The sequence below is a fragment of the Rummeliibacillus sp. G93 genome (assembly GCF_023515935.1).
In the GTDB taxonomy this organism is placed as follows: Bacteria; Bacillota; Bacilli; order Bacillales_A; family Planococcaceae; genus Rummeliibacillus; species Rummeliibacillus stabekisii.
Genome location: NZ_CP097314.1, coordinates 894,739 through 916,148, shown reverse-complemented (window position 1 = coordinate 916,148; position 21,410 = coordinate 894,739). Strand labels below are relative to the sequence as shown.

At 37.4% G+C, this 21,410-nt stretch carries 20 protein-coding genes; 6 read left to right on the top strand and 14 right to left on the bottom strand.

Going from position 1 to position 21,410, the window contains the following annotated elements:
* Positions 1-16: 16 nt before the first annotated feature.
* From coaD to M2M59_RS04520, 3 genes are read right to left on the bottom strand one after another with little or no spacing between them, the layout of a single operon-like run.
* Positions 17-502 carry a pantetheine-phosphate adenylyltransferase gene (gene coaD / locus M2M59_RS04530; RefSeq protein WP_184117509.1) on the bottom strand — a complete coding sequence of 162 codons (486 nt, stop codon included), beginning with the start codon at positions 500-502 and terminating at the stop codon, positions 17-19.
* Complete coding sequence (gene rsmD, locus M2M59_RS04525) at positions 495-1,070, bottom strand: 16S rRNA (guanine(966)-N(2))-methyltransferase RsmD (RefSeq protein ID WP_371923807.1); 576 nt, start codon at positions 1,068-1,070, stop codon at positions 495-497. The genes coaD and rsmD overlap by 8 nt, the downstream gene beginning before the upstream one ends.
* 25 nt (positions 1,071-1,095) lie before the next feature.
* Positions 1,096-2,508, bottom strand: a complete 1,413-nt coding sequence (locus M2M59_RS04520; RefSeq protein WP_249775636.1) for a hypothetical protein — start codon at positions 2,506-2,508, stop codon at positions 1,096-1,098.
* Between the two features lie 51 nt (positions 2,509-2,559).
* Between M2M59_RS04520 and M2M59_RS04515 the strand changes: the two genes are divergently transcribed.
* A complete protein-coding gene (locus M2M59_RS04515) occupies positions 2,560-2,949 on the top strand; it encodes a DUF7147 family protein (RefSeq protein ID WP_066785143.1) in 390 nt (129 codons plus the stop codon).
* A gap of 90 nt (positions 2,950-3,039) precedes the next feature.
* Here the strand turns inward: M2M59_RS04515 and M2M59_RS04510 are convergent, their stop codons facing one another.
* Positions 3,040-3,312, bottom strand: coding sequence for a YlbG family protein (locus tag M2M59_RS04510; protein ID WP_066785141.1), 273 nt, complete (start codon positions 3,310-3,312; stop codon positions 3,040-3,042).
* A 315-nt stretch (positions 3,313-3,627) separates the two neighbouring features.
* Between M2M59_RS04510 and M2M59_RS04505 the strand changes: the two genes are divergently transcribed.
* The gene (locus M2M59_RS04505; RefSeq protein WP_066785138.1) at positions 3,628-4,527 is read left to right on the top strand and encodes a glycerophosphodiester phosphodiesterase family protein; all 900 of its coding nucleotides are present in this window, start codon (positions 3,628-3,630) and stop codon (positions 4,525-4,527) included.
* Positions 4,528-4,582: 55 nt separating this feature from the next.
* On the opposite strand, the gene M2M59_RS04500 is transcribed toward M2M59_RS04505, so the two are convergent.
* Positions 4,583-5,029, bottom strand: coding sequence for a YlbF/YmcA family competence regulator (locus tag M2M59_RS04500; RefSeq protein WP_066785135.1), 447 nt, complete (start codon positions 5,027-5,029; stop codon positions 4,583-4,585).
* Between the two features lie 150 nt (positions 5,030-5,179).
* Positions 5,180-6,637 carry a UDP-N-acetylmuramoyl-L-alanyl-D-glutamate--2,6-diaminopimelate ligase gene (locus M2M59_RS04495; RefSeq protein ID WP_249775635.1) on the bottom strand — a complete coding sequence of 486 codons (1,458 nt, stop codon included), beginning with the start codon at positions 6,635-6,637 and terminating at the stop codon, positions 5,180-5,182.
* A 122-nt stretch (positions 6,638-6,759) separates the two neighbouring features.
* On the opposite strand from M2M59_RS04495, the gene M2M59_RS04490 reads away from it, so the two are divergent.
* On the top strand, positions 6,760-7,497 hold the full coding sequence (locus M2M59_RS04490; RefSeq protein WP_147194300.1) for an amino acid kinase family protein: 738 nt from the start codon (positions 6,760-6,762) through the stop codon (positions 7,495-7,497).
* 18 nt (positions 7,498-7,515) lie between these two features.
* Here the strand turns inward: M2M59_RS04490 and M2M59_RS04485 are convergent, their stop codons facing one another.
* Positions 7,516-8,571, bottom strand: a complete 1,056-nt coding sequence (locus tag M2M59_RS04485) for a CAP domain-containing protein (protein ID WP_249775634.1) — start codon at positions 8,569-8,571, stop codon at positions 7,516-7,518.
* A gap of 142 nt (positions 8,572-8,713) precedes the next feature.
* Here M2M59_RS04485 and M2M59_RS04480 point away from each other — a divergent pair, with 142 nt between their 5' ends.
* The gene (locus M2M59_RS04480) at positions 8,714-9,067 is read left to right on the top strand and encodes a YugN family protein (protein WP_066785125.1); all 354 of its coding nucleotides are present in this window, start codon (positions 8,714-8,716) and stop codon (positions 9,065-9,067) included.
* A gap of 121 nt (positions 9,068-9,188) precedes the next feature.
* Positions 9,189-10,271, top strand: coding sequence for a sporulation integral membrane protein YtvI (ytvI, locus tag M2M59_RS04475; RefSeq protein WP_371923806.1), 1,083 nt, complete (start codon positions 9,189-9,191; stop codon positions 10,269-10,271).
* Positions 10,272-10,323: 52 nt separating this feature from the next.
* Here ytvI and M2M59_RS04470 read toward each other — a convergent pair whose 3' ends face one another.
* The 6 genes from M2M59_RS04470 to coxB form a co-directional block, all read right to left on the bottom strand.
* Positions 10,324-10,788 carry a DUF420 domain-containing protein gene (locus M2M59_RS04470; protein WP_147194309.1) on the bottom strand — a complete coding sequence of 155 codons (465 nt, stop codon included), beginning with the start codon at positions 10,786-10,788 and terminating at the stop codon, positions 10,324-10,326.
* Positions 10,789-10,820: 32 nt separating this feature from the next.
* The gene (gene ctaG, locus M2M59_RS04465) at positions 10,821-11,738 is read right to left on the bottom strand and encodes a cytochrome c oxidase assembly factor CtaG (RefSeq protein ID WP_066785120.1); all 918 of its coding nucleotides are present in this window, start codon (positions 11,736-11,738) and stop codon (positions 10,821-10,823) included.
* Between the two features lie 154 nt (positions 11,739-11,892).
* Positions 11,893-12,225: a cytochrome C oxidase subunit IV family protein gene (locus M2M59_RS04460; RefSeq protein ID WP_066785118.1), complete on the bottom strand. Its 333-nt coding sequence runs from the start codon at positions 12,223-12,225 to the stop codon at positions 11,893-11,895.
* Entirely contained in the window at positions 12,225-12,851 is a 627-nt protein-coding gene (locus M2M59_RS04455; protein WP_066785116.1) for a cytochrome (ubi)quinol oxidase subunit III, read from the bottom strand. The genes M2M59_RS04460 and M2M59_RS04455 overlap by 1 nt, the downstream gene beginning before the upstream one ends.
* Positions 12,851-14,722: a cytochrome c oxidase subunit I gene (ctaD, locus tag M2M59_RS04450; protein WP_147194312.1), complete on the bottom strand. Its 1,872-nt coding sequence runs from the start codon at positions 14,720-14,722 to the stop codon at positions 12,851-12,853. The genes M2M59_RS04455 and ctaD overlap by 1 nt, the downstream gene beginning before the upstream one ends.
* Before the next feature lie 48 nt (positions 14,723-14,770).
* A complete protein-coding gene (gene coxB, locus M2M59_RS04445; RefSeq protein WP_147194315.1) occupies positions 14,771-15,856 on the bottom strand; it encodes a cytochrome c oxidase subunit II in 1,086 nt (361 codons plus the stop codon).
* Between the two features lie 952 nt (positions 15,857-16,808).
* Between coxB and M2M59_RS04440 the strand changes: the two genes are divergently transcribed.
* Complete coding sequence (locus M2M59_RS04440) at positions 16,809-17,726, top strand: COX15/CtaA family protein (protein ID WP_147194319.1); 918 nt, start codon at positions 16,809-16,811, stop codon at positions 17,724-17,726.
* A 133-nt stretch (positions 17,727-17,859) separates the two neighbouring features.
* Here M2M59_RS04440 and pyc read toward each other — a convergent pair whose 3' ends face one another.
* Positions 17,860-21,294 carry a pyruvate carboxylase gene (gene pyc, locus M2M59_RS04435; RefSeq protein ID WP_249775632.1) on the bottom strand — a complete coding sequence of 1,145 codons (3,435 nt, stop codon included), beginning with the start codon at positions 21,292-21,294 and terminating at the stop codon, positions 17,860-17,862.
* Between the last annotated feature and the right edge of the window lie 116 nt (positions 21,295-21,410).

The following is a 21,410-nucleotide window of genomic DNA, read 5'->3' as shown; positions in this document are numbered from 1 at the left end:
GCAGTAGCCTTGTCTTTTATCTTTCTTCAAACTTTCCCTTTAAAGCTTCTTCAACAATCGGTGGGACAAGTTCATGGATATTGCCTCCATATTTGCTGACTTCCTTTACAATGCTTGAGCTTAAGAAGGAATATTTGTTTTGGGTCATGATAAAGAATGTTTCAATATGTTCATCCAAAAAACGGTTCATCGAAGTAATTTGCATTTCATATTCAAAATCTGAAATGGCGCGAAGCCCACGTACAATTGCATCTGCTTTGACTGATTTTGCATAATCTATTAATAAGCCTGAGGACGAATCAATCCGAACATTGGGAATATCTTTTGTGACTTCCCTAATTAAATCCATTCTTTCATAAACATTAAATAATGGATTTTTGCTTGAATTATTCATCACCGCTACATACACAATATCAAAAATATCCGCAGCACGCTTAACAATATCTAAATGTCCATTTGTGATTGGATCAAAGCTTCCTGGTACTACAGCAATTTTACCCAATATAATCCCCTTCTTCCTCTACGAAACGATAAATTGAAATGATAGTACTGCCATATTCCTCTTCTCGTACTTTGTGAAAGTCTAAAAATACCGTTGGCAAATCGACTTCCCTATCGTGTTCGCACACGATGGTCCCATCCTCGTGTATCATTTGATTTGCAACGATGTCTTCAACCATATTGTAATACTGCTGCTTTTTGTAAGGAGGATCTAAAAAAATCAAATCTGCCTGTACTTTATTTTTAATGAGCAATTTTATTGCTCGCAAAGCGTCATTCCGGTAAACTTCTGTACAATTTTCATAACGGCACTTAGAAATATTCTCTTTCAAATTTTGGAATGCGCGACTGTCCTTTTCAATAAAGATTCCGTGTTCCATTCCCCGGCTTAAAGCTTCAAGACCTAGACCTCCGCTTCCTGCAAACAGATCCAAAACAGTACCACCACTAAAATAAGGGCCAATAATGTTAAATAACGATTCTTTTACTTTGTCTGTTGTCGGACGGGTTGTCATGCCATTAACAGCTTTAAGAGCCATCCCTTTTCGCTCACCTGAAATTATTCTCACTTTGCACCAAACCTTTTACCACCGTTTACTGGCGTTTAATATTTATTTGTTTCTCCGATTTTTCAATATCCACTATAAATAGCCTTACAAGCCAAGCTTCTTCAATATAATAGTCACTGCCGTACTTTACAATCGGCTGTGAAAGTAGATCATAGCGATGTTCATTATATACATAGAACGGCTCATCCATAGGGAACCTAAAATTGCGCTCCTTACTCTGTGCGTAAAAACCATGTACACCTATTTTAGTCGAATAGCCCAGTTTATTTAATAGTGGTTTTACCGAATAAAGGATACGTCCATCTTTTAATATAACTTGCATATTTTTTTGTTGCAAACCATTTAAATAGATTGGCCGTTTGTCTTCAAATAAGAGCGGCGCTACCTTATTTCCATTTTGTGCATTCATTTTGAAAAAGGATGTTTTCAATTCTAGTGATGAGGACAGCTTATCATCAAGCAATCCAGCCGTTATCTTTTTCCCCTGTAGATCCTCTAAGCTTGCCTTCCAGTCTTTGAGCTGCTGTTCATTCATATAATCTTTTAATGTAGCGACCATTTTAGAAGCTTTTGGAGAGCCTACCCGACGTTCGGTCAGGAAAGAAGCTACAACTGCCGGCCCCCAATTAGGAAGCATATCAAAGTTATATTTTTGATTCATTTGCGATAAGATATATTTTTCCGTCAGCGTTTTTTTATTTAATTCAGAGGTAAAGAGGATTCGATCCCCTGATTTTTTATACTTCTTGCTTTCTATGATTGCCACATGCTCGAACCCCTCTATATCCAACCCCTTGAGGGCTTGTGCCAGGTTGTCAGAAGCATGTCCATTGCCATAAAGTGTAACTTGATCATTTGTAAATAACTCTTTCATTTTAGCCTTTTGCCAATATAGCGATGTAACAGGTCCATTCCCACTAAACATACTATATTGAATAAGCTTTAAATTTTTACTCTTCACTTCAGGCAATCCAGTAATCCACTGTCCGCCAGAATGCTTTTTATCTGTAATATGGATCGTTGTATGTACTGGTTTTCCTAAATTTAATGACAAGAAAATGTTTTTGATCACTCTACCAGACAATTTTCCCTCGCTTGGTGCAGGAATCGTATATACAAAGGTTTGTTCCTTCGTTTTACCTTTATTTAGGCTGGTCTTTGTCTTATTTAAACGGTTGCACTTCTCCGTCTGTTCATCCCCACATTCTTTTTTAATGCTTTTAGCAGGCCAGTTCAATCTCACCTGGCTTTCCGGTAAGGAATTTAAATGATGACGAATAGTAAATTTATTTTTATAATAGACAACTTCAATATCCTGATCGTAATAAAACGTCTTATCTTCTTCCGTTAATTGATTGGAATAAACATGGTATTGAAAAGTCAACATTATTCCATTTATAAATAGCAGTATGGAAAATAAACCAGCTGCTAATTTCATATGCGAATCCCCCAAATCGTGATACTATGTGATAGAAAGGAAGTGTATAGTATGATTCAACAATTTATAGAGCTAGGAGAAGGTTACGGCGATGTATACGAGCTATGCGAATTAATGAAAACAAATAAACATCGCATCAGCCGTACTATTATATTCACTGCAACAGAAGGAGAAAAAAAGGTAGCTTCTATTGCGGCCGTATTTAACCCTGTCGGAGAAAGCAAATTTACTCCGATATATATCTGCCGGGAAGGAATCCCATATTCAGCAGAAAAACCTTCAAAGCGTCTAGAAATCTTCAAGGAGACAGTAAATAGCTTAGATCAGCTACTTATTACATTAGATGTAAAACATTCTTCTATCTATGCTGAGAAAGATCTTTACTACCAATACTTAATTGGCATATTGCGTCTTTATCACTATATCCCATCATTACACTAGTCATTCTACTTTCTTTTCTTTATATCGTCAGAGGAACACAAAGGTTTATTTAGAAACAGTTTTTTTCACTAATTGTACTTATTCTAGCAATCATAGGCCTATTTTATAATCGTATTCTTTTGCTTTATCTGGTTTCGCATTTTCATATTCTGTCGAAACAAAAGGACGATAAGAAGGCAGGACTTCCTTCACATAAGGGAGCCGTTTTAGTTTCATTATAAGGCTATCGACTTCGTCTTGGTCGCAATACAAAACAACATATTTAAGCCTTCTAGAAATATAATGAACATGGCCGTATCGACGCATTGTTTTCGCTTGTTTTAAATGATGTACATAGACGATTAAGCCTTGTCGGTCTTTCATACGCATTCCCTCATTTCTTACCTTAAAGAATACCATATCTTTGAAAATGGAAGCAACCAAGGATACTGACAGATTAGAAGGCATCCGTTATAATAAAGGAAAACTTCACTCAGAATATTTTATTTAGCGCTCTGAGTGTTAAACCCTTCCTACTGTCTATAATTAAGACTTATTACCTTGGCTATAAACAGTATGAACCCGACTGTCTCAACTAGAAAAAAGCATAATTAACTGAAATGGCCAATCGGGCTATTACTTGCAAGCAATAGGGGTAAAGTAATTTACTTAACCGGCAATTCAGATAGGAGGATTATAATGGGAAAGAAAACAAAAGTGGCGGTTGCAATTGCTGCTGCAAGTGCTGCAGCATGGGCAGGCTCTAAGGCTTTATCCAAACCAGGAAAACGAGCTAGTAAACACGCATTGGAGTATAATCGCCCTGTTATCTTAGCACATCGTGGAGGATCACATTTAGCTCCTGAACATACAATGGCTGCATTTCGCAATGCTAACAATTTAGGTGTAGACGGCTTTGAGATTGATATTCGTCTTACAAAGGACGAAGAGATTGTTGTGACACATGATGAAACGATTGACCGTACCAGCAATGGATCTGGACGAGTTGCCTCTTTTACATTAGAAGAATTGCGCAAATTTAATTTTGGGTATCATTTCGTAAATTTAGACGGCTATTTGTCTTACCGGGAAGACTTCGAACCGATTGTCACATTGCGTGAGCTATTGACAGAGTTTCCACATATGTATATTAATATTGATATGAAAGATGCGCCGGATACATATGAAGGCGGTCTAATGCCTTCAAAACTATGGCGCTTGCTTGAAGAACTAGACGCCACCGACCGCGTTGTTGTTACGAGCTTCCATGACGAGCAAATTGACCGCTTCAACCTGTATGCTCAAAACAAAGTAGCATTAGGAGCTGGCCAAACTGAAGTACGGAGAGCCTTCACTTCTTTCACTAGCCAATTTGGACATCTCTATCATCCAAAGGTAGATGTCTTCCAAATTCCTGTAAAACATGGCATCATTAATCTTGATTCAGCACACTTTATTCATTTTTTAGATGAATTGAATATACCTGTCCATTATTGGACAATCAACAATGCTGCTGCTATGCAGGAGTTAATCGCTAGCGGAGCTCGAGGAATAGTAACAGATCGTCCCGACATCGCTTTAAAAACAATAAATAAATAACACAAAAAAGGATTCTACAAGATGTAGAATCCTTTTTAAATAATCAGGCTCTTTATTACGCTGAACAAGAGCAACTACCGCCAGAGCCACAACCTCCGCTTGAACAAGATGACTTTTCGAAAAACGGATTGCTGACAGATACTTTTACTGCTTCTGATACCGTTTTTCCAACTAGCAAGCTAATCTCATCCAGCAGATCCTGGTATTCATTTTCTGCTATACGGAGTGCAGAGATTTTATCGTTTATGTCAAGTTCACGTTTTTTCACGCGAATCGACTTCATAATTATTTTGTAATCCGGATGGTATTTTCCAAATCGTTGGACATCCTCATACTGATCCTTCATCCTGTTGAAATCATCTACTTGGCGCACAAGCTCGGCGTCTGTATAGACAGCTTGGTGGGCCATTTTTAGATTTTCAAATTGTTCGGAGGAACGGATCATTTTATTCAATTCTTCTACTTCTTCAAGAATCATTACCCAATCGGAAGTTATCATCATTGTTTTTTCCCCCCATACACCTATGATAACAGATTTTCCCCAACTTGTTTAATATGCTTGCAAATCTATCCAGTAGAATTTAGTATAGGTGGTTCATCTGGTCTTCTATTTAGTGTATAGGGAGAGCTTCTCTATCATGTAAACAGGAGGTTATTCATTGGCACTTTTAGTCTTTTCCAGATATTCATTAACTACATGCTCATCAGAGAAAGGTAGTATATCAGAACCTATTATTTGGCCTTCCTCATGTCCCTTCCCTGCTATAATCACTAGATCTCCCTTTCCTGACATGGCTAGCGCTTGTTGTATAGCTTTCTTTCGATTTGGTTGAATGCTATAGTCTGTCGTCTCAATCCCTTGCGCAATACTGTTTAATATAATGCTAGACGATTCAGTACGAGGATTGTCATCAGTTAGAATGATAAAATCAGCATATTGATCAGCAACAGCTCCCATTTCTGCTCTTTTCCCTTTATCTCTGTCACCACCGCAACCAAATACAACAATTAACCTTTCGGAAGTCTGTGTTCGCAATGCGCCTAATAACGCATTCAGTGCGCTAGGTGTATGGGCGTAATCAATAAAAATCCTATACCCCAAGTCATTATTTAATTCTTGCATCCTACCTTTTGGCAATGTCAGTCGTTCGGTATGCGGCGCAATTTCTTGTAAGGAAAAACCCAACTCCGAAATGGTTGCAACAGCTGCTAGAACATTATATTGTAAATATTCTCCTTTAAACGGCAAGTTAATATCTACGGGGATATCGTAGTCCTGTATTAATAACCGCATTCCTTTACTGGTGGTTTCTTCATGTATGATGCTACAGTCAGCTAAAATTCCCTTGCCAAAACTTTTAACAACAGGATGCTCCATTCGCAATTGATTGCAAAACTCATCATCTATATTCACCACAATTTGCTCCGAGAATAAGCACAATCTCTTTTTAGCTGCTAAATAATACTTTTCGCCACCATGTTCTTCATAATGGTCGCGACTTACGTTGAGATACACACCGATATCGATTTTACAGTCATCTAATCTATGCTCCGACAAAGCTAAAGACGAAGCTTCCATAACTAAATGGGTCACGCCTTGACTTACACAATAAGCAAATATTCTATATAGTTCTGTTGCCAATGGAGTAGTTAAAGGTTCAAGGCTAACAGTTTGCTTTTTTCCATTTATAAATAGACCGACAGTTCCTACAACAGCCACTTTATTGCCAAGTGATTGTAACAGCTGGCCAATAAAATGGGTCACTGTGGTTTTTCCATTTGTACCGGTAACCGCAATAATTGTCAGCTCTTCATCATATGGGCCGTATAGCTTCTTGCTAGCATAGGACAAAAACGTGGAACAGTTAGGGACCCATATAACGGGTAAAGGAAATTCCACACTGCTCTCATATCTGTTATGAATAATAGCTGCTGCCCCATTTTGTATCGCAAGGTCTATATAATCCCATCCATCATACTTCTTCCCTTTACGGGCAACGAACACATCGCCTGGCAATACATCACTTGCTCGATCTGTAATGCCTTTTACCTCAGTCCGAATGGATCCACATTCCAATTCACAAGGCCATTCTTTTAATAGCTCTGCCAAGATCAACTATGTTCCCCCTGCACCTTTTAGTAAGAAATGAATACATTACTATAACCACCCACTACTACTTTTATCGTATGAAAAACATGTTGAATATGTCACGAGGAGATAGGAGTTACAAAATGATTATTCAAAAATTTGGCGGAATTGCTATGCAATCGAAAGAATCGCGTGTGCATTGCCTCCACCATATTAATAGGGCGATACAAGAACATGGAAAAACAGTAGTAATTGTATCGGCAATTGGCAGAAAAGGAGACCCTTATGCTACCGATACGCTGCTGAATATTACCGAGGCATTGCAAGAAACTGCAAAGGCAAAGGATCTAGTTGCGGCGTGCGGGGAGTTAATGGCTGCTGCCGTCCTTTCCTCAGAATTAAAGGAATTCGGAATTGACAATTTACTAGTTTACGGGCCGAAACTTGGCATTACTACAACAGAGCACTTTGGAGATGCTGAAATTATAGATATAAACTGCGAAAATCTTTTATATGACTTAAAAGATTTTGATTGTATTGTAGTTCCCGGCTTTCAAGGAACTACCCTTCAAGGAGAAATTGCGACACTTGGCAGAGGAGGTAGTGATCTAACAGCTGCTGTTCTGGGAGCACATTTGCCAAGCTCAATCGTTGAATATTATAAGGATGTACCCGGGGTTATGACTGGAGATCCACACATAGAGAAAGATGTAAAACTGATTGAGTCTCTTTCTTATAGTGAATTTTTAAAGCTATTAAATAATACACATCCCATCGTCCAAATAAAAGCAGCGGAATTGGCTAGAAAACACCAACTCACGCTGCATATACGAAACGTATTTTCAAATGAACGTGGAACAATAGTTTATCCAAATGTTTGAAAGATGCAGTAAGTTGGTTTACTGAACCCTTTCAATAAATACCTGTGTAAAATGTTTATCAAAGACACCCGTGCCTATCTCATTAAATTGTTCATTTAATAATGTATCACGATGCTTTTCGGAATTTAGCAATCCATTGACAGCTTCTGGTGCATCTAAATAATCCTCTGTCACATTCTCGCCCGCAGATTCAAATTGAATGTCGGCATTTTTCAAGCGATCTTTAAACGCATCATTTTTTTGTTCTTCTTGCGAAATTTTATTTTTAGCAAGCTTTTCGCTATGCTCCATTGCAAGTTGGTTTAAATCATCTTTCGATGATAATGTCTCTAAACCTTTTTGAGTTCTATATACATTCGTCAACTCAAACAATTGTAGTTGATTTTCTCGATCTATTTCCTGTTGTTTAAACGAGGAAGGAACAGAAGGTGTTATCATATCTCCCATATAAGTCATGTCGTATGGGTGTTGTTTAACTAATGTTTCTCCATCAATAAAACGAACAGCCTCTAACGATTTATCTATTTTGTCGAAGTATAATTGGACATATAAACCTTCATACATGACTAAAATGCGCGTTTGTAAATCCTCTTCGTTTAATACAAATGTATAGATATTATCATTAATCTTTACCGTCACTTCTGAATCTGTGATTGTATTGCGATAAAGTTCATCAATTCCCTGGCCTATTTTAAAAGGCAGGGCCTCAGCTTCCTTACCGGCAATATATAGTTGCTTCACTTTTCCATGCTCTACGCCAGCTAAAACATAATTCGCATCGGATAGCGGATACACCCACCAATCAAAATCGTAACCAGAAGGACTCTTGCGTGTTGGTTCTCCTAGTGTCTTCTGTAACTCTTTGGTTGATTGGCCGACTAATGTGGATAAACCACTGGTTGGCCGTTCAACCGTATTTTGATTAAGATTGCTGGGTGCTTTATTTTGCGGAATTACCTTTCCATTCGAATTTGGTGCTTTTAAAGGCTCATTTTCTTTGACTGGTTGATTTAAGTAAAAAAATACAATTAGTAGTACTGCTAATATAATTAAAACTCTCCATAATACTTTCAAGTTAACCTCTCCAATTTGTTGTTATACTTATTATACCTATACCTTCGGCTGATTAACAATGTTGCCATTGCAACAAACGTTATTTTGCTCTATTATAAAATGGAACCTATATTGTACGAAAGAGTCGAAGGAGGATTTTGCAATGTATTTTGAAAATACGGGACTTGAAAACAAAAGCGCACATATTACTTTACTTGATGATTTAATGGAGAAACACGGATTAATCCGTGCTACAGGCTGGGACTATGAACGTATCACATGGGATCGTAAATTCGTAGTCACTGAAGGCACTTATTATCTACGCGTGTTTGGGATTTCAAAAGAAGGTGACAATGGATCTAACGATTCTATTATCACACTTTCTAAACCAGTTCTAGGCAAGCACTATTTCCCACATGGCGTAGAATATGGAGACAATGAAATTTATCCTGCACAAGTTGTGAAAACTTGTCAACAAGAATTAGCAGCATTAGCAAATGAATTAGAGCAATTTTAATATTTTCATACTTTTATAGACATATCACTAGTTGATATGTCTATTTTATTTGTCCTATCGAGCGGCTGTAGATTCTATTTGCATAATTTGGAGAAAACTTCACACACTATGTCAAATAGTTATGGGTGATGATAAGATGATACAACCGATTCAACAATTTTTTATAAAGTACTGGCCTTTAATTCTCATTGTTATAGTCGCAGTTTTCTCCTTTTTATACGCACGCCCCATCCTCTTAGCTTTTTTAACGGCACTATTACTAAATCCCCTTGTAAAGAAAGTTGAAAAAAATTGGAGGAAAAGCAGACGCTTTATCGTATTTATCTTTTTTATTATTTTCAGTATATGTATCCTTATTTGCTGTTATTTGCTCTACACGGTTATTCTCATAAAAATCAATGAACTCTCCATATGGGTGCCCCATTTAATAGCTACGCTAAATGAGAATTGGATAATGCTACAATCTAAAATCTCAACGATGACCCATGATCTGCCACGCCCTATTATCTTATCCATTCAATCTTGGATTGGAGACATGTTAATTAGCTTACAAGAATTGGCAACTAACTATGTTGAGGCAGATCGTATGCTCAGTCTATTTCAGCATATCCCCTCTCAAATCTTCAAGCTATTTATTTATTTTTTAGCTCTTTACTATCTAATGCTTGAATATCCCCAAATCATCGCTTCATTTCGAAAGTGGACTCGTCTTGAACATAGCACCTTTATTGCCCTCTTCTATCAACATTTTAAAAAAGGGGCTTTTGATTTTGTGAAAGCGCAATTGATTGTAAGTTCTGCCATTTTCTTTGTCACTCTCTGTGTTTTACTATTCATTATACCTAAATACGCATTGTTCATGGCACTCCTAATATGGTTTGTCGATTTGTTGCCTCTTTTAGGTGGTATGATGGTACTCCTGCCATGGGCTGGTTTTAATCTGTTAAACGGTGATACCTTGACTGGCACTATTCTGCTTATATTAACGATTGTCATCATTGCGCTAAGACAGATACTCGAAACAAAAGTAACAAGTAGTCATCTAGGGCTTCCTCCGCTTACAACGCTGATTTGTATGTATGTTGGTTTTGAGATTTTCGGTGTTATCGGTTTCTTTATCGGACCCATTTTTGCCATTCTGATTGTTGTAGTGAAACAATTCAGGCAAAGCTGGATATTTATTAATGAAAAACAAAAAGGCTAACTTCTTCGCAGAAAGTAGCCTTTTTGTTCTTGCTTATAGTTTGTCCATAGGTTTAGTGATTATTTAATATAGCTTTAATAACAGAAGTTGTAGGACCCCCACTAAAGAAAACATAGAGCAGTAGGTATACAGCGACGCCAGTAATTGCTACGAAAAACCAAATAATACTAGTTATTGGAGCGATTTTTCGATGACGCTCTAATTTATTCGTAAACCCAGCAATTAGCGTAATAATCCCAAACACTGCTCCCACAGTTGCTAATGTAATGTGGAAAACAAGGAATATTGTATAATAAATTTTTAAATGCTCCGGTCCACCAAAAGCTGTATTTCCAATAAACACTGTTCTTGATACATATATCAGGAAGAACAATAATGCAGAAATGGCAGCAGCAATCATAGTTTTTTTGTGCGCTTCAATTTTTCTTTGTTTTATTAAAACCCAACCGATCGCAATAAGTATTGCACTTAATACAATAAAAGAGGTACTAATTGTCGGTAACAGAGGCAAACTCATACTTCTTCTCCTCACAAATAATATTATTTAGTTTAAAATTGATTTCCATAAAGTCGTTGTCTTTCTTTTAATGCATCTTGTGTAATTTGGTCCGCATTTTCTTGCTCATCTCTATACCAAGTAATAAATACGCGACCTAACACTACTGCGAAAATAATTTCTTGAATTATTTTCATAAGTACCCCGCCTAATTGTTGATCTTCTAGGGATGACATGCTTGTAAACAATTCAGGACCAGACAATGTTAGACCTTGTAAAGTAGAGGCCGGGACACAAAGCGCCATCGCTTTCATCCACATAGCACCATCTGTATATGTTGCATAGAAAGGCGTGTTAGAAAAAATAATCAATGCGCATGCTGGTGTTATTAAAACGGCATTTGCAATAATATAAAACAACTTATTCAAATTCTTCATTTTAGGCTCATCCTCCACCGTATTAAGCAAAGGCCAATACATAAACAAAGCAGAGAGGAAAAGAATAAATGTATAAAGCGAATGTAATGTTTCATGTAGCTTAATATAGTCGAAGAGAATCGGTAAATGATACACGGAAAACATTAATACAAAAAAGATAATAGCAAAAATTGGTTTAGTCATGAAGTGAAATATTGGTTTAATATAAGGTAAATTGATTACCGTTTTCCATAACCAATTTGGAATACCCATGATAATAAATATAGGGATTAAAAGCAGCAATAAAGCCATTTGCACCATATGCATAGTAAACATAATGTGCGACATTAAATCTATTGGAGAGCCAATGACGGTATAGACTAATAACATGGCAATAAGGAATGATATAGCTTCACCCTTTTTTAAAGGTAGACTATTTTTAAAATCCTTCCTCCACTTCATTGTTATCAAAAAGTAAAGAATGGTTAGGAATACTAATACAATTATTAGGCCCGGACTCCACATTGCTCGGAAACCGAAAATACTTAGAGGCATTAATCTTCGCTCCTTTTTATTCACTACCTACATTATATAGTCGTTCAGATGAAACTACAATGAACGATTCATGACATTTCCACTAAGCGTACTGTATCTTATTTTACTTTAGTGCAAAAAAAGAACCAAGCTAAAGAGCTTGGTTCTTTCTTAATTACCACCAAATAATTGTTACAAAAGCTAGAATCATTGTAAATGCAACGATCATGCCAGAATACATGAAGAACTGCATAATGCCTGTTCCCTTTTCGCTTAAGTGCATAAAGTAATACAGTTGAAGTGCAACTTGAACTCCTGCAAACAATAAGATCAAAGGGACTACTAGGAATGCTGAGAATCCAGCTTGAACAGTGGCGAAAGCGACAAATGTCAAGAATATCATAATCGCAAAAACAGTAACTTGGTTACGCATCGCTTGGCTAGCTTTGCGACGATTATATTTATACTCTTCCTCGCTTCGTGCTTCTACATGGACATCATGTGACATTATTTAATCACTCCCATCAAGTAAACTACTGTGAAGATGAATACCCAAACAACATCAATAAAGTGCCAATACAATGAAGCAATAAAATACTTAGGTGCATTGTAAAGGTTTAAACCACGTCCTGCATTTCGAACCATTAACAATACAATCCAAGCTAAACCAATCACAACGTGCAATCCATGAGTTCCAACTAATGTATAGAAAGAAGATCCAAATGCACTTTGTGAGAAAGTAAATCCTTCATGCACATAGTGAGTGAACTCGTAAATTTCTAAGCCTAAGAAGCCAAGGCCAAGCAATACAGTGATCGCCAACCAAGCTTGCATACCTTTAAAATTGTAGTTCTTCATATGGTACATTGCATAAACACTTGTTAATGAAGATGTTAAAAGCAACATCGTCATGATAAATGCAAGAGGTAATTCAAATAAATTTTGAGTAGTGAATTCCATTCCACTTGGCCCTTTGTTTTTAAGTGCCAAGAATGTTGCAAACAAAGTAGCAAATAACACTGTTTCTCCACCAAGGAAGATCCAGAAGCCCACTACCTTATTTTTACCTTCTGCAGTAGAAAGTTCTGGATGTTCAGGCCAAGATTGTGGGGTGAATTTAGATTTTAAATTCATTATTCATTACCCCCTTTGTCATTCAATAAATCTTCTTTGTGAATATGATATCCAAGATCATCTTTAAGAGAACGTACAATCATAGCACCTAATGTGATAGCTAATCCAACAATCAACGCTACAAGTGACCAAGGTTTATCTGCATCTTGATTATAAAGAGCACCGAAACCAGCTACGAATAGACCGATTACCATTACGAATGGAATGAAAGAATTGTTTGGCATATGGATATCTGAAATTGGTTCAGCATATGACATACCTTCTTTGTTTCCTTCCATTTTTTCAATCCAGAAAGTATCTAGCCCACGTACAAGTGGTGTTTGTTTAAAGTTATAAAAAGGTATTGGTTGTGGGATAGCCCATTCAAGCGTACGTCCGTCGCCCCAAGGGTCGCGTCCACAAGGTTGCCCTTTAATTGATGTAATAATTACATTTATAACTAATAGGATAACCCCAATTGCCATGAAGAATGCACCGACAGTTGAAATTAAGTTAAATGTATCTAATCCTTGATTTGGAAGGTATGTGAATACACGACGAGGCATACCCATTAAACCTAAGAAATGTTGGATGAAGAATGTTAGATGGAAACCAATAAAGAAGAACACAAACGTAATCTTTCCTAATGTTTCATTTAACATTCTATTAAACATAATCGGCCAGTAGAAATGAGTAGCAGCCAATAATGCTAGGACAATCCCACCAACGATTACATAGTGGAAGTGAGCTACGATAAAGTAAGAATCATGCAATTGGTAATCGACAGGAGCTGCAGCTTGCATTACCCCAGTCACACCACCAGCAACAAACGATGGAATGAAACCAAGTGCATAAAGCATAGGCGTGGTAACTTTGATAGAACCGCCCCACATTGTACATAGCCAGTTGAACACTTTCATACCAGTTGGTACTGCGATAGCCATAGTCGCAATAGCAAAGATAGCATTAGCAGTAGCACCAAGACCTACAGTGAACATGTGGTGAGCCCAAACCATAAAGCCTAGGAAACCGATTAAAATTGTTGCAAATACCATTGATGAATAACCAAATAGGCGTTTACGTGCGAATACAGGAATAATCTCTGAATAAATACCAAACGCAGGAAGTACTAAGATATATACTTCAGGGTGTCCAAAGATCCAGAATAAATGTTCCCAAATAATTGTATTACCACCCATTGTATGGTCAAAGAAATTCGAACCAAACATACGGTCGAAAATCAAGAAGAATAGACCAATTGTTAATGGTGGGAATGCGAATAAGATTAATGCGCTGGCAATGAATGTTGTCCATGTCATTAAAGGCATACGCATAAATGTCATACCTGGTGCGCGCATATTTACAATTGTTACGATAAAGTTGATCCCTGATATTAACGTACCAGCACCGGCGATTTGCAAACCGACTGCATAGAAGTCAATACCATGACCAGCAGATGCTAGTGATAATGATGCGTATGAAGTCCAACCAGCATCAGGAGCTCCGCCTAAGAACCAAGAAAGATTTAAGAAAATACCACCCCAGAAAAATAACCAGAAGCCTAGTGAGTTTAGGAATGGAAACGCTACGTCTCGTGCACCAATTTGTAGTGGTACAACAGCGTTCATGAATGCAAATAACAACGGCATGGCAGCAAGGAAAATCATTGTTGTCCCGTGCATTGTTATAATTTCATTAAAGAGACCCGCACTTACAAAATCATTATCTGGTTTTGCAAGTTGGATACGAATGAGCATTGCTTCGATACCGCCGATGACGAAGAAAAGTGTACCGGCAAGTAGGTAAAGAATGGCGATTTTTTTATGGTCGACTGTTGTTAAATAGTCCCATATAGTTGCGCCAAAGCCCTTTTTCTTTGCAGTTGAGCTCACAACCTTAACCTCCTTCAAAATAATTCAATTAAATTTTTACATTAAGTATTATTTTTCTACAGATAAGCCCATTAAATATGCAGCCAATGCATCTAGCTCTTGATCTGAGAATTTCTTGCCATTATTAATTTTTTCAGGTTGAGGCATTGTATTGCCCGGTTTTACAGATTGTGGATCGTTAATCCACTTTTTAATTTCTTTTTTATTATGGTCAAGCACACCTGCAACGCGGTTACGGTCACCAAATGTTGCTAAGTTAGGTGCAATCCCTGTACCTTTACCATCGCCAGATACAGCATGGCAAGTAATACAGCTTGTTTTAAAGATATCTTCACCTTGTTTTTCCAAGTCTCCTGAAGCTACATGGTTTTTAGATGCTTTCATTTCAGAAACCCAGTTATTAAAGTCTGCTTTGCTCAATGTTTTTACTTTAAAGTCCATTAATGCATGGGAAGGACCGCAAAGCTCAGCACATTTACCGTAGAAGACTCCTGTTTCAAGATCTTTTGATTCTTTGTCAAATTCTAAGTAAAATTTGTTGATGTTTTCAACGTTTGTATCCATTTTACCACCGATAGTCGGGATCCAGAATGAATGTTTTACGTCTCCTGATTTAAGGTTAAAGTAAACTTTTTCACCTGTAGGAACAACTAATTCTTGTGAAGTAACGATTCCTTCGTTTGGATACTCAAATTGCCACCAATATAATTTTGCAGTAACATTTACAGTTACAGCTTTTGCTTTACCATCAGCGTCTTTTGCATCCATAGCTTTCGTATCAGCAAATTTGTAAGTAAGTGCAACTGTTGGAACAGCTAAGATTAGAAGTAAAATGATTGGAATTACTGTCCAAAGCACTTCTAAAGTAGTACTGCCTTCTACTTGCTTAGGAATAACATTTTCTCCAACTTTTTTGCGTCGGAATTTGATGATTGCAAGTACATAGATTACTACTACTACCAAAATAACAAGCGTCATGATAGCCGTTGCTAAAAGCAGTAAGTTGTGTTGTTCTCTACCAACTTCACCAGCGGGTGTTAAAGTTGATAAATAGTTTTTGCCACAACCCGAAAGGAAAACAATAAGTGCTGTTAGCAATGCAAATAGACGCCACTTTTTAAGCCCTTTCATCATAGCTTAATTAAACCCCTCTTTCTTTGTTGTATTTCATGTGTAACCAGGACTGTGGTTGTTTTATATGAATTCTTTAAAAAGAAAGAACTCCGTAGTTATAAAGGCTTTGAATATATTCAATGGAACTTTTGCCACTGCCATACAGTCTAATGAGTAAATAAACTCTTTATTCGCCCAAGAGAAATCGTTTCTCAGCCTAAAAAACTTCAATGCAAGTACAAACCAACTTAATCGTAGTATTAAATAAAATCAAACTAGTTTGGACGGTAAAACGGAAACGGATATAAGAGCTATGCCTACACTGGTAAAATCAATCATTCATCTTTGCAATCACAAAGTAAAGAAGGAGGTTACCAAGCTAAAAGGATGCAAATATACATCTACAAAAAATATCTACTACTTCATAATCATCCAACGGCAGTCAAGCCAAAATTTCAGTACATCCTTGAAATATCAGCTGTAATTTGCTCCCACGCTTTCGCTTTAGACCACATTGAATATAAAACGACAGTTATAATCCTGCTAGTCTCCACACGCCGGCAGCATTCTATGCCTAAATAACAAAACTTCGCTCCAAAAAGAAAATAAGTTTAAATGCCTGTTTAGACATAGTTCGCCTAATAGACATTTTACCCTTCAATTCAATTTGATAAGCACATTCCGTTAAACATACTATAACCAAAAAATGCGATTATTTCTAGACGAAAAGCAAAATTTCGTGTCGACGCGCTGGAATAATTGGTAACCATAACACAACATATCTATAGTAAATCATTTTAACCACTAATAATGTGAAGGATGTGAAACGAATTTATGAACATTTTGTGAAATAAATAGACCGATAGATTACCAATTTTTTTTACAAGTTGTTTTTTGGTAATATTTTCGATATTATCGAGATTGAAAGTATCACACGTTACGTGATTACTATAGATAAAGTAGGTGTCAAAATATGCAACAAAGTAAATACATGAAGTGGTTTGCTGTTGCTGCAACAATTGGAATGGCGCTCATATTACTGGGTGGAGCTTTGGTCACCAAAACTGACAGTGGAATGGGTTGCGGCAGAAACTGGCCTGATTGCAACGGTTCCTTAATACCAACACATATTACTCCAGAAATTTTAATTGAATTTTCTCATCGTGTTGTGACAGGTTCGGTATCTATCTTAATCTTTATATTATCTTTTTGGTCTTGGCGAAAACTTGGACATGTTAGGGAAGTTAAATTCCTTTCTTTTCTTGCGCTCTTCTTTTTGATCGCGCAAGCATTAATTGGTGCAGCCCAAGTGCTTTGGGGACAAGGAGATTTTATTTTAGCTCTGCATTTTGGTATTTCTCTCATTTCTTTTGCAGCTGTTTTCTTACTCACATTAATTATTTTTGAAGTAGACCAGAAATTTAATGCGAACAACGTTCACATTGGGGGCGTATTAAAATGGAACACGATCGGCGTTACTATTTATTCCTATCTTGTTGTATATACTGGAGCCCTTGTTCGCCATACAAATTCTAGTTTAATCTGTCCTGATTGGCCATTATGTCGTAATGATCAAATGGTTCTACCAGGTAACTTTTATGAATGGGTGCAAATGGGCCACCGTTTAGCAGCAGGCTTAATTTTTATTTGGGTTCTTATTATCGCTATACATGTTATCAAGCATTATAAAAAACAGCCGGTGCTTTATTGGAGTTGGATTATCGCACTTATAATTGTCTGTTGCCAAGTCATTGCCGGCATGGGCGTTGTATTAACTAGGCTAAATATCGTTGTTGCGCTTTTACATACGTTATTTATTTCTTTATTATTCGGCTTACTATGCTACATGATAATGCTGATATCTAGAAGCAGCCACCAGGCTAAAAAATAATATTTTGTTATTGCAAAAGCATTAAACACAAAATGAAAAGAAGAGGCGTTCTGTTAAACTTAACAGGATAGCCTCTTCTTCTTTCTTCTCAGTTTGACCTTAAAGCAATTGATTAGAAAGCTAACATCTCTGCTTAAGACTCAATTTCAATAAGCAAGTCTCCGGTTGAGATGGCATCGCCTTCTTTAACGTGTACTTCTTTAATCACGCCATCTTTTGGCGCCTGAACAGTAGTTTCCATTTTCATCGCCTCAGTAATTAAAATATGCTCGCCCCGTTTTACTTCACTTCCTGGCGAAACAACTACCTTCAAGACAGTACCAGGCATAGTTGCGCCAATTTGGTTGGCGTTAGATGGGTTGGCTTTTGGCTTACGCTCTCCAGCTACTTCGACTGTCATATCTTGAATCACAATTTCACGGGATTGTCCATTTAACTCAAAATAAAGCACACGCGTTCCGTCATGCTGCGGCTCTCCAATTGAGACCAATTTAACAATAAGAGTTTTTCCTTTTTCTATTTCCACTTCTATTTCTTCGCCTAATTTCATGCCGTATAAGAATGTTAATGTATCTAATACAGATACATTGCCAAACTTCGAAACAGTTTCCATATATTCTTCAAATACTTTCGGATACAATGCGGAAGCTAATACTTCATGACTGTTTATAGGGCGATTATATTTGTTAAAGAGATTATCTCGTATTTGTGTGAAATCAATTGGAGCAAGCAATTTTCCAGGTCTATCAGTAATGGGTACTCGATCCTTTAACACAGCTTTTTGCAGCTCTTTCGGAAAACCACCATAAGGTTGGCCAATATAGCCCTCAAAAAATTCAATGACTGAATCCGGGAAATCGATCGCATGGCCTCTTTCTATAACTGATTTTTCATCTAAGCCATTTTGCACCATGAATAATGCCATATCTCCTACCACTTTAGAAGATGGGGTGACTTTAACAATATCCCCAAACAATAAGTTCACGCGTGCATACATCTTTTTCACTTCTTCAAAACGATCGCCAAGGCCTACTCCCTTTGCTTGTTGTTGGAGATTGCTGTACTGGCCTCCTGGCATTTCATGCACATAAATTTCAGAATGAGGACTAATCATGCCACTCTCAAAATCCTTATAATACTTTCTAACATCTTCCCAATAGGTTGAGAGTCTTTCTAAGCCTTCGATATTAGCCCGTACATGCCGTTTATTGCCTTTCATTGCATAATACAAGCTGTTTGCACTTGGTTGTGATGTTAAGCCAGCCATAGCCCCTAAAGCTGTATCTATAATGTCTACACCTGCTTCAGCTGCTTTGGCATATAAATAAATGCCATTCCCGCTTGTATCATGTGTATGCAAATGTATAGGCAACTCCGTTGATTCTTTCAATTCAGAAATTAGTCGATAGGCTGCCTCTGGTTTTAAAAGACCGGCCATATCCTTTATCGCTAATATATGAGCACCAGCGGCCTCCAATTCCTTCGCCATATCTTTATAGTACTGTACTGTATACTTTGCTCTTGAGTCATCTAAGATGTCTCCTGTATAGCAAATGGCCGCTTCGGCAACTTTTCCCGCATCTCTAGCTGCATCAATGGCCACTTCCATTCCTTTGATCCAGTTAAGGCTATCAAAAATACGGAATACGTCAATACCTGCTTGTGCAGACTTTTGAATAAATTCTTTAATTAAATTGTCTGGATAGTTTTTGTAACCTACTGCATTGGCTCCTCGCATTAGCATTTGGAATAATACGTTTGGTATTTTTTCACGTAGTGTGATTAATCGCTCCCAAGGATCTTCCTTTAAGAATCGGTATGCTACATCGAATGTTGCCCCTCCCCACATTTCCAGTGAGAAAAAATTGTCCATGATTCTGGAGGTCTCTTCTGCAATTTCATACATATCATATGAACGCACACGTGTAGCAAGAAGCGATTGGTGGGCGTCTCTCATCGTTGTATCTGTCAATAACAGATCATCTTGCTCGCGAATCCACTTTACTAATCCGTCAGCGCCTCTCTCATCTAAGATTTGCTTAGTACCGCCTGGTATAACAATTTTGCGGTCAATTGGCGGCTTATGTGCTTTTGTAAAAAGAGGCTTTGATTTTTTCTCAATGCCTGGGAACCCATTTACCGTCACATTGCCGATGTAGCTAAGTAATTTAGTACCGCGGTCTCTTGCAAGCTTGAATAAAAATAATTCCGGCGTCGTATCAATAAAGCTCGTATCAAATGCTCCATTAATAAAATTAGGATGCTTAACGACATTTTCTAGAAACGGGATATTTGTTTTGATACCACGAATACGAAACTCTTGTAGATTTCGATCCATTTTAGCTGCAGCTTCTTTAAATGTATTTCCCCAAGTTGATACTTTTACTAATAAAGAGTCATAGTGAGGTGATATAACAGCTCCTTGGAAGCCGTTCCCTGCATCTAGTCTTACACCGAACCCACCGCTTGAACGATATACCATTAACTTGCCTGTGTCAGGCATAAAGTTGTTTTGTGGATCCTCTGTTGTTACCCTTGATTGTATTGCAAAGCCAAAGAGCGGTATTTTAGATTGATTTGGTATATTAATCTCGCTACCATGCAAATCATAGCCATTGGCAATGTTAATTTGTGCATGGACAATATCAATTCCTGTCACCATTTCCGTAATTGTATGCTCAACTTGAATACGTGGATTGACCTCAATGAAATAAAACGCATCTTCTGCCACTAAAAATTCCACCGTACCCGCATTAACATAATCTACATTTTTCATTAGTTTGACTGCCGCTTCGCAAATTCTTTCTCGTAAGCTTTGTGATATCGAATTAGACGGAGCAATTTCTACTACTTTTTGATGACGTCGTTGGATTGAACAGTCGCGTTCGTATAAGTGAACAATATTCCCCTGATCATCACCTAATATTTGTACTTCAATATGTTTTGGTCGTAGTATACATTTTTCAACGTACACTTCATCAGAACCAAAAGCTGCCTTTGCTTCTGATTTCGCCCGATTATAAGCTTCTTGTGCTTCTTCTGCTTTATGTACAACGCGCATGCCTCGTCCACCGCCGCCAAGAGCCGCTTTAATCATAATAGGATAGCCATATTCATCTGCAAATGCCCTGACCTCTTCAATGGTTTCGACCGGACCGTTAGAGCCAGGAATGACTGGTATTCCTGCAGTAATAGCCTGTTCACGTGCTTTGACCTTATCTCCAAACATATCTAAGTGCTTGGACTTAGGGCCAATAAAGAGAATGCCTTCTTCTTCACAACGTTTCGCAAAGTCTAAATTTTCAGATAAAAAACCGTAGCCTGGGTGAATGGCATCTGCTCCCGACTCCTTGGCAATCGTTAAAATCCCCTCGATATCTAAATATGCCTCGATCGGTTTCTTGCCGCTTCCTACAAGATAAGCCTCGTCAGCCTTATAACGATGGAAAGACCCGCTGTCTTCTCTTGAATAAATAGCAACTGTTTTAATGTTCATTTCTGTGCAAGCTCTAAAAACTCGAATGGCAATTTCACCGCGATTAGCAACTAAAATTTTACTAATTGGCATAGTAAATCCTCCTTAAAGTATAATAGCTAGTCTAAAAAAAAACAGAAATATATAATAAAAATTTGATGTGTTTTACAGAAATAAAATACAAGAATTTCTCATTGTAGTGACCGACA

Excerpts from the sequence above, each read along its gene's own strand:
- M2M59_RS04520 (WP_249775636.1), bottom strand. The coding sequence starts at position 2,508 with ATGAAATTAGCAGCTGGTTTATTTTCCATACTGCTATTTATAAATGGA.
- M2M59_RS04515 (WP_066785143.1), top strand. The coding sequence starts at position 2,560 with ATGATTCAACAATTTATAGAGCTAGGAGAAGGTTACGGCGATGTATAC.
- M2M59_RS04510 (WP_066785141.1), bottom strand. The coding sequence starts at position 3,312 with ATGAAAGACCGACAAGGCTTAATCGTCTATGTACATCATTTAAAACAA.
- M2M59_RS04505 (WP_066785138.1), top strand. The coding sequence starts at position 3,628 with ATGGGAAAGAAAACAAAAGTGGCGGTTGCAATTGCTGCTGCAAGTGCT.
- M2M59_RS04500 (WP_066785135.1), bottom strand. The coding sequence starts at position 5,029 with ATGATGATAACTTCCGATTGGGTAATGATTCTTGAAGAAGTAGAAGAA.
- M2M59_RS04490 (WP_147194300.1), top strand. The coding sequence starts at position 6,760 with ATGATTATTCAAAAATTTGGCGGAATTGCTATGCAATCGAAAGAATCG.
- M2M59_RS04480 (WP_066785125.1), top strand. The coding sequence starts at position 8,714 with ATGTATTTTGAAAATACGGGACTTGAAAACAAAAGCGCACATATTACT.
- ytvI (WP_371923806.1), top strand. The coding sequence starts at position 9,189 with ATGGGTGATGATAAGATGATACAACCGATTCAACAATTTTTTATAAAG.
- M2M59_RS04470 (WP_147194309.1), bottom strand. The coding sequence starts at position 10,788 with ATGAGTTTGCCTCTGTTACCGACAATTAGTACCTCTTTTATTGTATTA.
- ctaG (WP_066785120.1), bottom strand. The coding sequence starts at position 11,738 with ATGCCTCTAAGTATTTTCGGTTTCCGAGCAATGTGGAGTCCGGGCCTA.
- M2M59_RS04460 (WP_066785118.1), bottom strand. The coding sequence starts at position 12,225 with ATGTCACATGATGTCCATGTAGAAGCACGAAGCGAGGAAGAGTATAAA.
- M2M59_RS04455 (WP_066785116.1), bottom strand. The coding sequence starts at position 12,851 with ATGAATTTAAAATCTAAATTCACCCCACAATCTTGGCCTGAACATCCA.
- coxB (WP_147194315.1), bottom strand. The coding sequence starts at position 15,856 with ATGATGAAAGGGCTTAAAAAGTGGCGTCTATTTGCATTGCTAACAGCA.
- M2M59_RS04440 (WP_147194319.1), top strand. The coding sequence starts at position 16,809 with ATGCAACAAAGTAAATACATGAAGTGGTTTGCTGTTGCTGCAACAATT.
- pyc (WP_249775632.1), bottom strand. The coding sequence starts at position 21,294 with ATGCCAATTAGTAAAATTTTAGTTGCTAATCGCGGTGAAATTGCCATT.